Annotated in this window: 12 protein-coding genes and 2 pseudogenes; 6 read left to right on the top strand and 8 right to left on the bottom strand. The window is 69.4% G+C overall.

The features are described from left to right. The first annotated feature begins 255 nt into the window (after positions 1–255). On the top strand, positions 256–1,344 hold the full coding sequence (ychF, locus tag HW445_RS05945) for a redox-regulated ATPase YchF (protein ID WP_180219967.1): 1,089 nt from the start codon (positions 256–258) through the stop codon (positions 1,342–1,344). A gap of 131 nt (positions 1,345–1,475) precedes the next feature. Here ychF and HW445_RS05940 read toward each other — a convergent pair whose 3' ends face one another. The 3 genes and pseudogenes from HW445_RS05940 to HW445_RS05930 form a co-directional block, all read right to left on the bottom strand. Then, positions 1,476–1,868 (bottom strand): DNA-binding protein, encoded by a 393-nt coding sequence (locus HW445_RS05940; RefSeq protein ID WP_180219966.1) that lies wholly within the window; start codon positions 1,866–1,868, stop codon positions 1,476–1,478. Next, positions 1,868–2,119: a hypothetical protein gene (locus HW445_RS05935; protein WP_073946283.1), complete on the bottom strand. Its 252-nt coding sequence runs from the start codon at positions 2,117–2,119 to the stop codon at positions 1,868–1,870. The genes HW445_RS05940 and HW445_RS05935 overlap by 1 nt, the downstream gene beginning before the upstream one ends. A 791-nt stretch (positions 2,120–2,910) precedes the next feature. Further along, positions 2,911–3,074, bottom strand: a pseudogene (locus HW445_RS05930) (leucine zipper domain-containing protein); the annotation flags it as partial. Between the two features lie 316 nt (positions 3,075–3,390). On the opposite strand from HW445_RS05930, the pseudogene HW445_RS05925 reads away from it, so the two are divergent. Both HW445_RS05925 and HW445_RS05920 read left to right on the top strand, forming a co-directional pair. Then, positions 3,391–3,613: pseudogene (locus tag HW445_RS05925) on the top strand (helix-turn-helix domain-containing protein); the annotation flags it as partial. Between the two features lie 242 nt (positions 3,614–3,855). Then, entirely contained in the window at positions 3,856–4,845 is a 990-nt protein-coding gene (locus tag HW445_RS05920) for a DUF5937 family protein (protein ID WP_180219965.1), read from the top strand. 40 nt (positions 4,846–4,885) lie between these two features. On the opposite strand, the gene HW445_RS05915 is transcribed toward HW445_RS05920, so the two are convergent. From HW445_RS05915 to HW445_RS05895, 5 genes are all read right to left on the bottom strand, one after another. Next, positions 4,886–5,338, bottom strand: coding sequence for a VOC family protein (locus tag HW445_RS05915; protein WP_180219964.1), 453 nt, complete (start codon positions 5,336–5,338; stop codon positions 4,886–4,888). A gap of 298 nt (positions 5,339–5,636) precedes the next feature. Then, positions 5,637–8,057, bottom strand: a complete 2,421-nt coding sequence (locus HW445_RS05910) for a glycosyl hydrolase family 8 (protein WP_180219963.1) — start codon at positions 8,055–8,057, stop codon at positions 5,637–5,639. Between the two features lie 146 nt (positions 8,058–8,203). After that, positions 8,204–8,920, bottom strand: coding sequence for a glycoside hydrolase family 11 protein (locus HW445_RS05905; RefSeq protein ID WP_180219962.1), 717 nt, complete (start codon positions 8,918–8,920; stop codon positions 8,204–8,206). 477 nt (positions 8,921–9,397) lie between these two features. After that, positions 9,398–9,736, bottom strand: coding sequence for a hypothetical protein (locus HW445_RS05900; RefSeq protein WP_308798411.1), 339 nt, complete (start codon positions 9,734–9,736; stop codon positions 9,398–9,400). After that, entirely contained in the window at positions 9,733–10,242 is a 510-nt protein-coding gene (locus HW445_RS05895) for a DUF6232 family protein (protein ID WP_308798409.1), read from the bottom strand. Before HW445_RS05895 ends, HW445_RS05900 begins: the two co-directional genes overlap by 4 nt. A gap of 482 nt (positions 10,243–10,724) precedes the next feature. Here HW445_RS05895 and HW445_RS33335 point away from each other — a divergent pair, with 482 nt between their 5' ends. The 3 genes from HW445_RS33335 to HW445_RS05880 are packed head-to-tail and all read left to right on the top strand — an operon-like array spanning position 10,725 to position 14,401. Further along, positions 10,725–11,312: a peptidoglycan-binding protein gene (locus tag HW445_RS33335; protein ID WP_257230869.1), complete on the top strand. Its 588-nt coding sequence runs from the start codon at positions 10,725–10,727 to the stop codon at positions 11,310–11,312. Positions 11,313–11,344: 32 nt separating this feature from the next. Then, complete coding sequence (locus tag HW445_RS05885) at positions 11,345–11,935, top strand: peptidoglycan-binding protein (protein WP_180219961.1); 591 nt, start codon at positions 11,345–11,347, stop codon at positions 11,933–11,935. 9 nt (positions 11,936–11,944) lie between these two features. Beyond that, on the top strand, positions 11,945–14,401 hold the full coding sequence (locus HW445_RS05880; RefSeq protein ID WP_218956619.1) for a glycoside hydrolase domain-containing protein: 2,457 nt from the start codon (positions 11,945–11,947) through the stop codon (positions 14,399–14,401). Positions 14,402–14,452 lie beyond the last annotated feature (51 nt).

The following is a 14,452-nucleotide window of genomic DNA, read 5'->3' as shown; positions in this document are numbered from 1 at the left end:
AGCGCCGTGCGTGTGTCGCGCCGCGGTGCCGGACCGGGCCGGGCGGCCGACCGTGAGGTTCCCGTCGTCCTGTGATGCTCCACTCGCACAACCTAGGTCTGTTTATGTGCTGAATAGCCCTAATGACACGCCCAGGGGCGGCACTGGTCTGATGTTCGACAGGAGACGGGTGCCCCGTCGCGCACGCCGTAGACTGGGGGATCGGCCCCTTCAGGCCCGCCCGCCCCTTCACCTCACGTAACGGGAAGTCGCAACGTGTCGCTCACGATCGGAATCGTCGGTCTGCCGAATGTCGGCAAGTCGACCCTGTTCAACGCCCTGACCAAGAACGACGTGCTGGCGGCCAACTACCCGTTCGCCACGATCGAGCCCAACGTGGGCGTCGTCGGTGTCCCCGACCCGCGCCTGGCGAAGCTGGCCGAGATCTTCGGCTCCGCCCGGATCCTCCCGGCGACGGTCGACTTCGTCGACATCGCCGGCATCGTCCGCGGCGCGAGCGAGGGTGAGGGCCTGGGCAACAAGTTCCTCGCGAACATCCGCGAGTCCGACGCGATCTGCCAGGTCATCCGCGCCTTCAAGGACGAGAACGTCGTCCACGTTGACGGCAAGGTCTCGCCGAAGGACGACATCGAGACGATCAACACCGAGCTGATCCTCGCCGACCTCCAGACGATCGAGAAGGTCCTGCCGCGCCTCCAGAAGGAGTCGCGGATCAAGAAGGACATCGCCCCGAAGGTCAAGGCGGTCGAAGAGGCCAAGGAGATCCTGGAGCGTGGCGACACCCTCTTCTCCCAGGGCATCGTCCAGGGCACCGAGCGCAACGAGCTCCTGCACGACCTGCACCTGCTCACCACCAAGCCCTTCCTCTACGTCTTCAACGTCGACGAGGACGAGCTGACCGACGACGCCTTCAAGGCCGAGCAGCGCGCGCTGGTCGCCCCGGCCGAGGCGATCTTCCTCAACGCCAAGCTGGAGGCGGACCTCGCCGAGCTCGACGAGGAGGACGCCATGGAACTCCTCCAGTCCGTCGGCGCCGAGGAGCCGGGCCTGGCCACCCTCGCCCATGTCGGCTTCAACACCCTCGGCCTGCAGACCTACCTGACCGCCGGTCCCAAGGAGACCCGCGCCTGGACCATCAAGAAGGGCGCCACCGCGCCCGAGGCGGCCGGCGTGATCCACACGGACTTCCAGAAGGGCTTCATCAAGGCCGAGGTCATCTCCTTCGACGACCTCGTCGAGGCCGGCTCCGTAGCCGAGGCCCGCGCGAAGGGCCGCGCCCGCATGGAGGGCAAGGAGTACGTCATGCAGGACGGGGACGTGGTGGAGTTCCGCTTCAACGTCTGACGTGCCATCGAAGGTGCTGCCCGACCTGCCTGTCGGCGGGTCGGGCCCAGATGCCTGTCCGCGGGGAGTCCTCGTCCGCGAAGTGCTGTGGCCTGACGGCCGGCCTGGTCGGAGTGGCTGTGGTCGGTGCTTCAGACCTTGACGACCTCTACGGAAGGGCCGCACAGGAGAGTCAGGTCCTCGGGGTCGGAAGTGAGGACGGTGACCGGCCGGGGCGCGTTGCGGGCGATGACGGCGAAAGCAGCGTCGATGGCGTACTTGTGGCCGTGGATGCGATGGGCGCGAAGGAGGGCGGCCGCTTCGTCGGTGACCTCTCTGGTGACGTCGTGAACGTCGACGCGGGAGAGGACCCACTTGATGCGGGCCGGGTGAATCCGCTCGTAATCGGCCTCAAGAGTGGTCATCGCGCTGGTGGCCACGCGGATGCCCTCCTCTGACGCCGCCTGGACCAGAGCCACGACGGTGCGGTCCTTGCGGTAGAGCTTGGAGAGTCCTTCGCTGTCGAGCAGCAGGGTGCCGGGCATCAGGCGGCGGCACCGCCGACCTGTCGGTGGTCATGGCGCAGCAGCGCGCGGGCGGCCTCGACCTCCTCGCGGGTGAGCTCGTCATTGTCGGTCTCGAAGTCGGCGACGATCTCCCGAAGCTTGTCCATGGCGACCCGTTGTTCCAGGGCTTCGGCGACGTAGGCGGAGAAGCCACCGGGCCCGACATGGGCCCGTACGGCCTCGGCAAGGTCCTCGGGCAGGCTGATGGAGTACTTTCTGCTACTGCTCATGGTGTCGATCCTACCGGCGGTCGTAACTCTGTAGGGGTGAACAGTCATGGCAGCGAGGGAGGTGGCTCGGCGCTCCCCCCTCCGCCTTGCGGGAGGCTGCCCGGTCCGCAGGCAGTCCGCAGGACGTTCGTAAGCGACCGCCGGGGTCCAACGCACGCCAACGGAGAAATGCCTGGTCAGGACGGTGCGTGCGGCTCCGCCGCAGGTCAGGATCAGCCCGCAGGCGTTCCGCTTCAACGTTTAGTCGGTGCCATAGCTCGGTCTAGGCCGAGCTGGCAAACGCGCAGGTCAGCGGGGTCGGTCCGTTTTCGGTCCGACCCCGCTGGCATTCCTGGTGCTGGTTTTCCGCTGGTTGGAGCGGTGTTGTCCACTGTGGTCACCCCGCTGATGCCGTACCTGCGCTGGTTGGTTGCTGGTTCGCGGGTTCAGACGCTCGTCTGCATGAGTGCCCGGGCACGATCGTCGAGAGCGCGGGCGGTGGTGTTCTTCAGATGCGGGCGGATGAGCCCGATCATGACCCTGAGCCGATCGTCGGCGCGGCCGGACCGGATGTGTGGGTAGTCGTCGAGGGCCTGGTGCCAGGTGGCGCAGGCGGCGTCGAGGTGGCCGATGCGGAGCTGTCGCTCGGCGATGGTGCGCCTGTGTACGACCCGGATGACCCGGTCGGTGCTGACCCGACTCCTGTCGGAGAGCTGCATGGCGCGGATGGCGCCGGGGGTGTCGCCGAGTTCGTGGCGGACCTGGCTGACGTGGTAGTTGAGGGCGGCGGGGTTGTATGAGCCGATGACGCCGGTGCGAGTCGGGGTCCGGTTCGGACTGCGGTGCGGCCGGCTTGAACGGTCGGCCATCTGGCCTCGTCGTGGCCCCGGTACCGGTCTGCCCAGCACTGGGCGGGGGTGGGCGAGACCTGGAAGCGTTCTGCTGCTCTGCGTAGCGGCCGGCCGTCCTCGACCACGCGCGCATCTCCTGCCTGCCCGTGAGGACCACTGCTGGGCCACCGTCCTGGCCGGGGAGGGGCGGTGCGGCGGATGGCCCGCCAGCCCTGCGCGTACTCGATGCCAGGCTGATCCTGGCCTGGAGGGTGGTCTGGGCTGCGGCCGGAACCCGCTCCTGGGGACGGAGTCGCGCCGCCTGGCCGCCGGCGGTTTAGTTTTTCGCGGTCCCCCTGGTGAGGCCGTACGCGCGCTGGGTGGTTGTTGGTTCGGGGCTCCGACGCCCTTCTGTATGCGTGCGCGGGCGCGGTCGTCACTCCGGAGAGTTCGGCGGCCTCGGCCGTCTACGACCGTCGTGTCGAGCTGGGCCTCACTCAGGCCGAACTCGCGACGCGTTGTGGCCTCACCCAGGCCAAGATCTCCCGGATCGGAGGCTCGGACACGGTTCCCACGCTGCCCCTCCTGGCCCGGCTCGCGAAGGCGATGGACGCAACGCATCAACATCGCCTCGGACGACGCCGATATTCGTGTCGCCTTCACGGCGCACCACGATGCCGCCTGAGTCGGCCAGGCGTACATCGACGGGCACCGACTGGGGACGCCGCATGGCGATCGGACCGTCCAGGCGGCCGCCGGCCACACTTCAGCAGACGAACAGTCGGTGGCCGTCGGTCCCTGTGAGGGCGGCCGGTTGGACGTGGCGGCTGTTCACCGGGGTGAGCCGGCAATGGGGAGTCGTGAGCCGTCGCGCGGAGCCGGACCGCGCTCGATCGGCTCGGTCGCGTCGGCGGTAGCCTGCTCGGCGTGCCGCAGAAGTACGTCGAGTTCCGCCTTGCGTCGGAGGACATCTCCACCGTCCGGTTCGGCGTGTCGCCGGGGCATGAGATCGTCCACGCGGTGCGGACGCTGCTGCGACCGCAGGACCAGCCGCTGCAGTGGGGATGGCTGCGCGCCGTTCGCGCCGACGTCCCCCGGGAGTCCCTCGAGTTGCTGCGCCTCGTCGTGGGCGAGACCGGGTACGCGCCCGATCTGTTCACCTCGGCCCCGTCGTGGGATCTCACGCCCGCGGACGAGATCGAGCGGCTGCGGCAGGCGCCGCTCGAGCCGATCTCGGTCGACCTGCGCAAGCGTGCGATCCGCAGCGCCGGCGTCGCGCGTGCCGCGCTCGAGAGGATGGCGGCCGATCCCACGAGGATCCGCGCCTTGATCGTGTCCCACGTGGAGACGCTCTGGGAGGTCGCACTCGCGCCGTACTGGGCGCAGATCGAACGCATCCTCCACGCGGACATCGGTTCCCGGGTGCGACGGATGACCGCCGACGGTCTGGCCGGGATGGCGGCCGACATAGGCGAAGCCGTCGAGTGGAGCGCGGACACCGGTTTCGACACCGTGCGCGTGCGGATGGACCGGCACGAGGAGATCGTCGACTGCCAGGGGCGGGGCCTCGTGCTCGTGCCGTCGTTCTTCGGGCGGCACTGCGCGGTGCTCACGGAGCCGCCCGCGCAGCCGACGCTCTTCTACCCCGCGCTCGGTGTGTCCGAGGTGTGGCACCGTGCCGATGCGACGGACGCGCTGGCGGGTCTGCTCGGGGAGAGCCGCGCCGCGGTGCTGGTCGCGCTCGGCGCGCCGCTGTCGACGACGGACACCGCGGAAGAGGTCGGGATCGCGGCCTCCACCGCGTCCCATCACCTCGACGCCTTACGCGCCGCAGGGCTCATCGCGTCCCGGCGCGCCGGGCGGCGTGTGCTGCACGCGCGCACGCCGCTCGGCGATGCGCTCGTCCACCGCGTCTGACGTGGCGGACGAGCGCATCCGGCGTCTCGTGCCGCGGCCGTCACCGCCCGGGAACGGGGTCCGGTCCCGCGCCGTGCTCGGCGACGTACGCCTCCGGACCCTGCTCGGCGGCCTGGGGGTCCATGTAGAGGAACTCGAGGGTGTTGCCGTCCGGGTCCTCGAGGGAGCGGCCGTACATGAACCCGTGGTCCTGTGCGGGGCGCGGCTCGCGACCGCCCGCGGCGACGCCGGCGTCGACGGTCTTGTCGACGTGCTCCCGCGAGTCGCGCGAGAAGGACACCAGCACCTGGGCGACCGTGTGCGGGTCGGCGATCTGCTTGTCGGTGAACTGCGCGAAGTGCCCGTGGGTGAGCACCATGAAGTTCGTGGTCTCGTCCCAGACGACGCACGCGGCGTTCTCGTCGGTGAACATCGGGTTGATGTCGCAGCCGAGCGCCGTGTAGAAGGCCTTGCTGCGCTCGAGGTCGGTCGTGGTGACGTTGACGAAGATCATGAGGTCTCCCGATGTCGGATGGATGCGTCCTGCAGTTGCCGAGATCAGGCTGGCATCGGGGCCGTGGGCATCCAATCGATTCGACTGACGTCGAAAGGTCGCGGCACCAGCTGTTGGCCGGGGGAGCGCGGAGGGCGGTGACGTGCGGGTGGAGGGGTGCGCCCGGAGCGGCAGGTGTGGGGCCCTGCGCTCCGGGCGCGTGTGGGGGGTGGTCGGGGGCCGGACGGCGGGACGGCCGGACGGTCAGGCGGTGCGGGTCAGGCGGTCACGGCCGGCGGTGCGGGTCAGCTGGTGAAGGTCAGATGGTGAAGGTCAGGTGGTTGATGCTGACCGGGCCGGTGGTGGTGAGGTACACCGTGTGGGTGCCGGTCGGCCTGGGCCAGCAGGTGTTGGACTTCAGGTGCCAGGTCCCGTTGCCGTCGGGGTAGACCGTGCAGGCGGGCCCGGAGGTGGCGCTGTCGAGCCGGACCTGGAGGTTCACCCCGGAGGAGGTACCGGCGGCCCTGAACCGCACGCCGCCGGCCCCCGCGGCGCCGAAGACGACGTCGTCGAGGACGAGGCGGCTGCCGCTGCCGGTGAGGTCGACGACGGTGCCGCCGTCCGCGGTGCGGGTGGTGACGCCGGTGGCCGAGTCGTAGCTCTCGGCCTCGATGACGGCGTAGGCGTCGCGGGTGCGGGGGGTGTCGCCACCGGTGGCGGTGGCGGTGGCCTCGCCGGACCAGGCGGAGTCCCCGGCCGCGTTGCTGGCGCGGACGCGGTAGGTGTAGGCGGTGCCCGCGGTCAGGCCGCTGTCGGTGTGGGTGGTGGCGTTGGCCGCCGGCGAGGTGAGCGCGGCCCAGGAGCCGCTGCCGGTGCGGCGTTCGACACGGAAGCCCGACTCGTCGGCGGAGTTGTCCGACCAGGTCAGCGTGATCCTCCCGGCGCCGTTCGGGCTCGCGGTCAGCGCGGAGGGCGCGGCCGGGGTGCCGGTGGACGGCGGCGGGTCGGTGGGCGTGGTGCCGCTCGGCTGGTGGATCCGGAAGTCGCCGCTCGCGTGCAGCAGCGCCATGTAGGTGAGCAGGCCGTCGTAGTAGCGGTAATGGCCGGTCGGGGGCTCCAGGTTCCACAGGGCCTCGACGAACTTCCAGGCCCTGGCGTCGGTGGCCGCGAGGGACGCTGCGCCGTTGGAGGCGATCAGACCCGGCGAGCGGTCCGAGGAGAGCGAACTGCCGGACAACGAGTACTGGTTGACGTAGGCGTCCATGCCCTGGGACTCGAAGAAGCTCTGCAGCCGGTCGGTCCGGGCGGGGGCGGCCGGGTCGGCGGCCCACCAGGCGTGATCCACCGACCAGTTGACGGAGGTACGCCAGGCGTCGAACCGGAAGTCGCCGTGGTTGCCGGTGTTGTTGGGACTGCCGCCGAACTCGGCGTAGTCCGGGTTGAGGCCGGTGGTGCCGTTGGTCGCCTTCGTGAAGTAGGCGCGGCTGGTCCGGGCGGCGTCACGCCAGAACTGCCGGTCCGCGGCCTGCTGCCCCTGGTAGCCGTCGGCCCAACGGGCCCACAGCTCGTAGAAGGCGGGCAGGTGGTAGGACGGGTCGGAGAACTTGGCGGAGTTGGCGTACGGCACGAAGACCGGCATCTTCTGGGTGCGGTCGAACATGTTGGTGACGCTGTCGACGACGCCGCCGTTCATGTCCTCCTTGTGCAGCATCGTGTCCAGGACGCCGTTGGCCTCGGCGGTGTAGTCGTAGATGCCGGTGCCGTCGCCCCAGCGGTGGCCGGCGAAGAACAGGGCGGTGGCCATGTACTCCTCGCCGTCGGTGGCGGGGTTGTTGTCCTGGCAGGAGCCGGCGGTGGTGGCCTCCCAGCAGAAGTAGCCGGCGCGTGCGCCGCTCCTGTGCCGCATGTGGGTGGTGGCCCAGTTCCAGAGGGCGTCGAACTCGGCCTTCTTGTTCATCTGGACCGCGATCATCATGCCGTAGCTGATGCCTTCGGACCGGACGTCGTCGTTGCCGGTGTCCTTGATGTAGGCGAGCGCGCCCTCGGCGTCCGAACCGGCGGGGTAGTACAGCCGCCTGGTGTCGTCGGTGCTCGTGAAGAGCGACGCCCAGAAGCCGTCCAGTTTCGCCTTCACCGCGGCGTCGGTGAGGCTCGGGTCCCATTCCTGGAAGAGGTTGCGGTACGTGCCGCTGGTGAAGGCGCCGGTGGTGGGCGGCACGGGTGCCGGGGGCGGCGGCGGGGTCGCGCCCTCGTAGGAGAGCTGGTACTGGTCGATCCGGGTGTCGTTGCTGCCGTTGTCGGAATCCAGGGTGAGCCGGATCTCCGCCGGACCCGCCTGGGCGACGTCGAACACGGCCTGCTTCACGGTCCAGGAGGTGCCGGTGAAGCTGAGCGCGGCGGTCTTGCGCCCGCCGACGGAGACCGTGATCCCGGCCGCGTTCGAGGCGCTGGAGGACCCCGTGACGTCGATCCGGTAGCGGCCGGCCTTGTCGAAGGAGTGGGTGGCCGAGGTGGCGTCGCCGTTGCAGTAGTAGACGGCGTGCGTGGCCGCGAAGCTGGTGCACCCCGTCCTGGTGGTGCTCTCGGCCTGGGTCGTCGACAACAGGGTCGCGGCCTCGGCCTTCGACACGGGCAGCACGGTGGGGGAGAGAAGCCCGACGAGCAGCGCCGTCAGAGCGGCGGGCACGGCCAGGCGGGAGCGGGACGAGTGGGGCCCGGAACGGCCACGACGCAGGCGCACCTGCTGCTCCTCAGGGTGGGGGTGGGCGGTGGGGGGAGGGGCCGGAGGGAAGCGGGGGATGCCGGCCGGGGTCCGCGGCGCGGCGCCACACGGCTGCGGGCCCCGCCGGGAGGACGGGGCCCGCAGCCGTGTCGGCCGGACCTGTGTCAGCCGCTGACGGTGATGTTCGAGCTACCGCTGCTCTGGTAGCCCTCGGTCGCCATGACCATGTAGTACTTGAACTGGCCCAGGTTCATGCCCGCGCGGGACCAGGCGTCGAAGTGGTTGCCGGTGGTGATGGTGCCGGAACCGCTGGTCACCTTGGACTGGCGGACGCTCCAGTACTGCTGGAAGGTCTTGGTGCCCTCCACGGACGGGGCGTTGTTGCGCGTCGTCACGTAGATGTCGTAGGTGCCGCCGTCGCTGGTGACGGTGCCCTTCTTGGTACCGGTGGGCCGGTAGCTGCCCCAGTTGTCGACGATGTAGTACTCGACCAGCGGGTTCGAGGTCCAGCCGTAGAGGCAGCCGTAGCCGTTGCCCGACGGGTTGAAGTAGCCGGTGTAGCGGACCGTCCTGCGCCCGCCGGTGCTCCAGCCCTTGCCGGCGACGAAGTTTCCGCAGTTGGTCCACTGGGTGCTGTAGCTGCCGCCGCCGTTGAGGGTCATGGAGACGGAGCCGCCACCGTCGGTCCAGAACGTGTAGTACATCCCGTCCGTGCCGGTCTGGTTGCTGGTGATGGTGGTGGCGGCGTGGGCGGTGCCGGGCAGCAGCAGCCCGGACGCGGTGGCGAGCGCGGCGGCGCCACCGCCGAGGAAGCCCCGTCGGCTCAGGCCGGGGGGAATGATCTGCTGGTTCTGGTCCTGCTGCGAGCCGTCCTGGCGCATGCTTCCTCCACGATGAAGGCAGGTGGGGGACCGGGTCGCTGCTGCGGCCCGGCGGCCTTGCATGGAACGCGGCGGGAATGCCCCGCCGTAGTGCGGTACCGGTACGACCAGGCCCCCGTCGCGGGACGCGAGGGGAACGCGGGCTTCCGTCGTTCGGCGGCCACAGTTTTCTGAGAACTCCGCGGGCATGTCAACGCTTTCGACATTCTTTCGAAATAACTCCCCTGCTTCCAGCGGGACTTGGCGGAGGGGTTTGCCCAGCTCAAGTCGCTGATCACCTGATCCGGAATGAGGAGATCAGGGAGGTGAGGGTTGGGGTGAAACGCAAGCGGGCATGGCTGGTTCGAAAGTTTCGCATACCTGTGACCCGGTGGGGGAGGGGAGGCAGGGCGTGTGAACGGCCGTCGCCCGATGCGATCGACCGCGCCCCGGGCGCGGGAGGGACGCCAGGTCGGCCCAGACCTGGTCGAACCGGTCCTAGCCCAGCAGGGAGAGCAGTTGGCCCAGGACCTCCACGACGGGCCGGCCCACCGCGCCGACGGCGGCGGCGATCTGCGCCAGGGACGCCAGGGTCATCGCCCGCCCGCGCAGGACGGCGCGGTCGGGGACGAGCTCGGGCAGGGCCTCCTCGACGGTCCGCTCCTGGTCGGGCGAGAGGTGGGGACGCAACTCCTCGAGGACGCGCACGAGTTCCCGTACGGCGGCCTGGAGCTCGCGGTCCTCGCTGCCGCCGACGATGCCGTAGTTGAAGCCGACGTTCCCCTGGCCGCCGTCCATGTTCACCACGGGCCCGTAGTAGTTCGACGCATCGCTCACAGCCTGAACCCCGTGTTCCCCCGGCCGTTGGTCATGTTGACGACGGGCCCGTAGTTGTTGGTGTTGTGCTGCCGCACGACCGTCGTGAACTCCACGGTCGGGTTCTCGATGGCGTACGCGATCCATCCGGCGATCTGGCGCAGCTCGTCCATGCTCGGCAGCGTCACGGTGACCCGTGAGCCACTGGCCATCTCGATGACCAGCATCGGCTTGGACCGGAACACGCCCCACAGGGTGACCACCAGGACCAGGACGACGAAGAGGAGCGGCGGGCTGCCGTCCCCGGCGCGGACGTCGCCTCCGTTCGCGGCGTCGATGCCGATGTAGAGCAGGACGACGCAGAACAGCGCGGCGAGGAAACGCGCGACGACGACGCGCCAGTCGGGTCTCCATTTGAAGGCGTCGACCCAGGTGATGTTGTGCAGCGGGATGGCCGCCGACCCCACCCACAGCATCCGGCGGTTGACCCTGAGAACCAGGGAACGGTCGCCACGGGACGCCGTCACAGGGACCGGCGGAGGCTGGACCGGTCGTGGGGGGACCTCGGGCGGTGGTGCGTCGGCGTTCCCCGTGTCGTCCACGTGCTCCCCCGCGTAGTCGTCACCACCGTGCGTGCATCGCAGGAGCACCATTAAGCGCCCCGATGGGTGCAGTGGCCATACAGGAACCGGTCAATCGGCGCGGGGCGCGTCCTGCTCGTCCTGCGTCCCGCGCCCCCGCACGTCGGGGAACGGCCAGGGCGCCCACCAGGGCCGAGCGTGACCGAGCCCCCGGTTGTCGGACACGGGGCCGTGCGGACCGAGGATGTGCGGTCGCCACCGGTCCGGCCGGAACCGTCCGGTCCGGCGGAGGCCGGGGTGAAACCGCGCTGACCAGCGGTTTCCAGCTGTCTGCAAGGGTGGTGCAGGATCGCTCGCCCACGATGGCGACGACGCCGGTCCAGGGCATCGCGCCACGGCGTCGACACGACTCCAAGGAGCGATCCACGATGCGCAAGATCCTCGCTGTGACCACCGTGACCGCCATGCTGACGGGGCTGGCGACCGCGCTCGCGGTCGACTCCGCGCACGCCGCGGTCCACAAGAACTCGGGCGCCTACTCGACCTCCTTCGTCGACGGCGCCGGCGCCCTCACCGACGACTTCGGCGAGCAGGCTGGTGAGCTGGGCAACTCGCTCTGCTACGGCTGCGGGAACTCCTCCGGGACCGACATCGTCGTCCTCTGGCAGAGCATCCTCGCCTCCGAGGAGTTCCTCACCCTCGGCCAGATCGACGGGGACTTCGGGCCGGCGACCAGGGACGCCACCAAGGCGTGGCAGACGCGCTACGGCCTCTCCGCGGACGGCATGGTGGGCGACGCCACGTGGAGCAAGGCCGACGACCGGCTGAGCTGGCTGTCCAGTTCGCGCGTGACATACACCGCCGAGTACGGCTCGGGTGCGGTGGTCCTGCACCGCGGTGACCCCAACCGGTCGCAGGACGACGGCGCGTACGAGCTCGTCCAGGTCTACCGGCACAGCGGTGTGAAGTCCGTCGGCGGCTCCCGCATCGAGTTCAACTCGATGACCACTCTCTGACCTTTCGCGCACCGACCAGAAGGGAAACGACCATGAGCAGGATCAACCGGAAGCTCGGCCTCGTCATCGGCGCCGCGGGACTGTCGGCGCTGCTGACGATCACGCCGGCCCACGCCGCCTACCCCGGCAACTCGGACGCGTACGGCACCAACTACGTGGACGGCGACGGCGTCCTCACCGACGACTTCGGCGAGCAGGCCGGTGAGCTGGGCAACTCGCTGTGCTACGGCTGCGGCGAGTCCTCGGGCACCGACATCGTGAAGCTCTGGCAGAGCATCCTGGCCTCGGAGCGCCTGCTGAGTACCGACGCCATCGACGGCGACTTCGGCCCGGCGACCAGGGATGCCACCAAGGCGTGGCAGACGCGGTACAAGCTCTCCGCGGACGGCATGGTCGGCGACGCCACCTGGAGCAAGGCCGACGACCTGCTGCGCTGGAACAGCAGCGGCACCACGGTGACCTACGACAGCCCCGCGGCGGGGAGCGTGACGCTGTACCGCGGGGACAACTCGAAGTACCGCGACGGCGGCGCCTACCACCTCCACAGGGTCATCAGCGGTGACGCGGTCCACGTCTTCGACGAGGGCTACAAGATCTTCTTCGGCCTGCTGACCGTCCGATAGGAGCCCGCCATGAGCGACCCCATGGTGCTGGAGGCCCAGCACTGGGTGAACGACACGTACGGGGACGTCGACGGCTACGTCGCCTGTGACACGGACGGCTCCACCGGATGGGCCACGGTCCTCAGCCTCACCCAGGCCCTCCAGCACGAGCTCGGGCTCTCACCCGTCGTGCAGAACTTCGGGGAGAACACCCTCAACGCCGTCTACGCCCACCGGCTGCTGCCCACCGCCGAGACCAACGAGAACATCATCCGCATCTACAACTACGCCCTGTGGTGCAAGGGCTACACCGCCGCGCCCCGCGCCGACATGTGGGACACCACCTCCCAGAGTTCGCTGGACGACCTGTACGAGGACATGGGCGTCGCCGGCCACCACAACTGGTGGCTGTGGGCCCGCGTCACCCGTGCGCTGCTGCGCATGGACCAGTTCCGGCTGCTGTCCCGGGGCAGCGGCACGACCCGGGAGATCCAGCAGTACCTGAACAGCACCTATGTGGCCGGATACGTCGTACCCGCGATGGGGCTCGTGCCGTGCGACGGCTACTACGCCCGGGAGACCCAGAAGGGTCTGCTGATGGCCATCCAGTACGAGATCGGGCTGCCCACCTCCACGATCACCGGCTACTTCGGGCCGGGCACCACCGCCGCGCTGAAGCAGCACACCGTGGAGAAGGGGGACACGGGCCGGCTCGCCTACCTCTTCAAGGCGGCCTGCTGGTTCAACTCGCCGACGTACGACGGCCTGAGCCCGGTCACCTTTCCCTGGGAGGACGGGCGGGCGGAGCTGACCGCCGCGACCGAGGAGTGGCTGCGGGCGTTCCAGGGCTTCACCCAGAACGCGGTCCACGGCATGGGCACCTTCCAGACCTGGGCGGAGCTGCTCATCTCCAAGGGCGACGAGAGCCGGCCCGGCACCGGGAGCGACACCGCCGAGACGATCACGGCGGCGAAGGCCGCCGCCATGCGCTCCGAGGGCTTCTCCGCCGTGGGGCGCTATCTCGACGAGCATCTGCCGCCGGGAGACCCGTACTACATAGGGAAGGCGCTCCGGGAGGGTGAGGCACAGGCCATCGTCGACTCCGGCCTGAAGCTGATCCCACTGTTCCAGTACAACGGGACCCAACTGGCCAACTTCACCCAGCCGAAGGGCTACGACCAGGGGTTGATCGCCCACACCAAGGCCAAGGAGCACGGCATCCCGCCGGGGGCGTGCATCTACTTCGCCGTGGACTACGACGCCCAGGACCACGAGATCGGCCAGATCATCGAGTACTTCAAGGGGGTCCGCAAGGGTCTGGGCGAGCGCGGCGCGCACTACCAGTTCGGGGTGTACGGCACCCGGAACGTCTGTTCGCGCGTCTCCGAAGCCACCGGCGCGCGCTGGTCGTTCGTCGCCGGGATGTCCTTCGAGTACTCGGGGAACATGGGATTCCCGCTGCCGGTCAACTGGTCGCTCAACCAGATCTACGAGTTCAACCCGAAGGCCGTGCCGCCCACCGGTTTCACGGACGGGACCATCGCGCCGATGGGGCTGGACAAGAACGTGTGGCGCGACGGGGCCGACCCGGGCGTCTCCCGGCTGTACCTGGACGAGCGGTACCAGGACATGATCCGGCAGGTGCAGTTCGTCCGGGAGATCGAGGCGGCGTACGACGGCTACATGGAGGCCTATCCGGGTGTTCCGGAGAGCGCCCGACGCGACCACGTGCTGTCGTTCTTCCGGCATCTGAAGTACGACGACGGCCAGTGGCCGTACGTACTGCAGCCGATTCCCGTCAGCTGGATCGACCACCTCAGCTCGCAGAACATCACGCTGGATTCCGACTTCAGCTGGCCGAACGATCCGGTGGCCCACACGCCGGTGGACTTCCAGCACCTGATCGCCTCGTGCCAGGGCATGCTGAAGTACTACTCGACCTCCGTCAACACCACGCTGGGCGACGGCACCGGATGGCTCGGTGACCTCATCGCCTTCTACGCCGAGTGGCGCAACGACTACGACCATCTGAGCGGGTCCGAGTTCTGCGACCTCTACTTCGCCAACCCCGGCAGACCGAGTGCCTTCGGGGAACAGGACCTGCGGGCCGACGCCGACGCGTTCAACCTCGCGAAGCTGCTGAACGTGTCCTCCGAGGTGCGGCTGTCGGACGCCCTCGAGTCCTACTACCTGTCCGAGACCCTGGGCGGCAGCGATCTGCGCAAGGCCCACCGCAGGTTCCGGTCCTTCACCGGGGGCCGCTTCGGCGGCGGCAGGGACGACGTCGCAGCGGTGATCAGGGGAGCACTCGGCAACGGCGACGACAACCACTCCAGCATGATGATGACCATCGGCCGGCTCATCCTGCTGCGCGATCTGGCGCCCTGGGAGAAGCCGTGGAACCTGGGTGACGAACTCGACGGCTTCGTCGACGGGGTCGCCGGAAAGCTGATCGAGCTCGCGGACGCGGAACCGGAGGCGTCGTGATCACCCGAAGGGACGTGCTGACCACGGCCACCGGCCTGGCGGGCGCCGCCG

It is taken from the genome of Streptomyces sp. UH6, assembly GCF_013421635.1.
In the GTDB taxonomy this organism is placed as follows: domain Bacteria; phylum Actinomycetota; class Actinomycetes; order Streptomycetales; family Streptomycetaceae; genus Streptomyces; species Streptomyces abyssomicinicus.
Note: the sequence above shows the minus strand (reverse complement) of the source record. Positions and strands in the feature narration are given on the sequence as shown.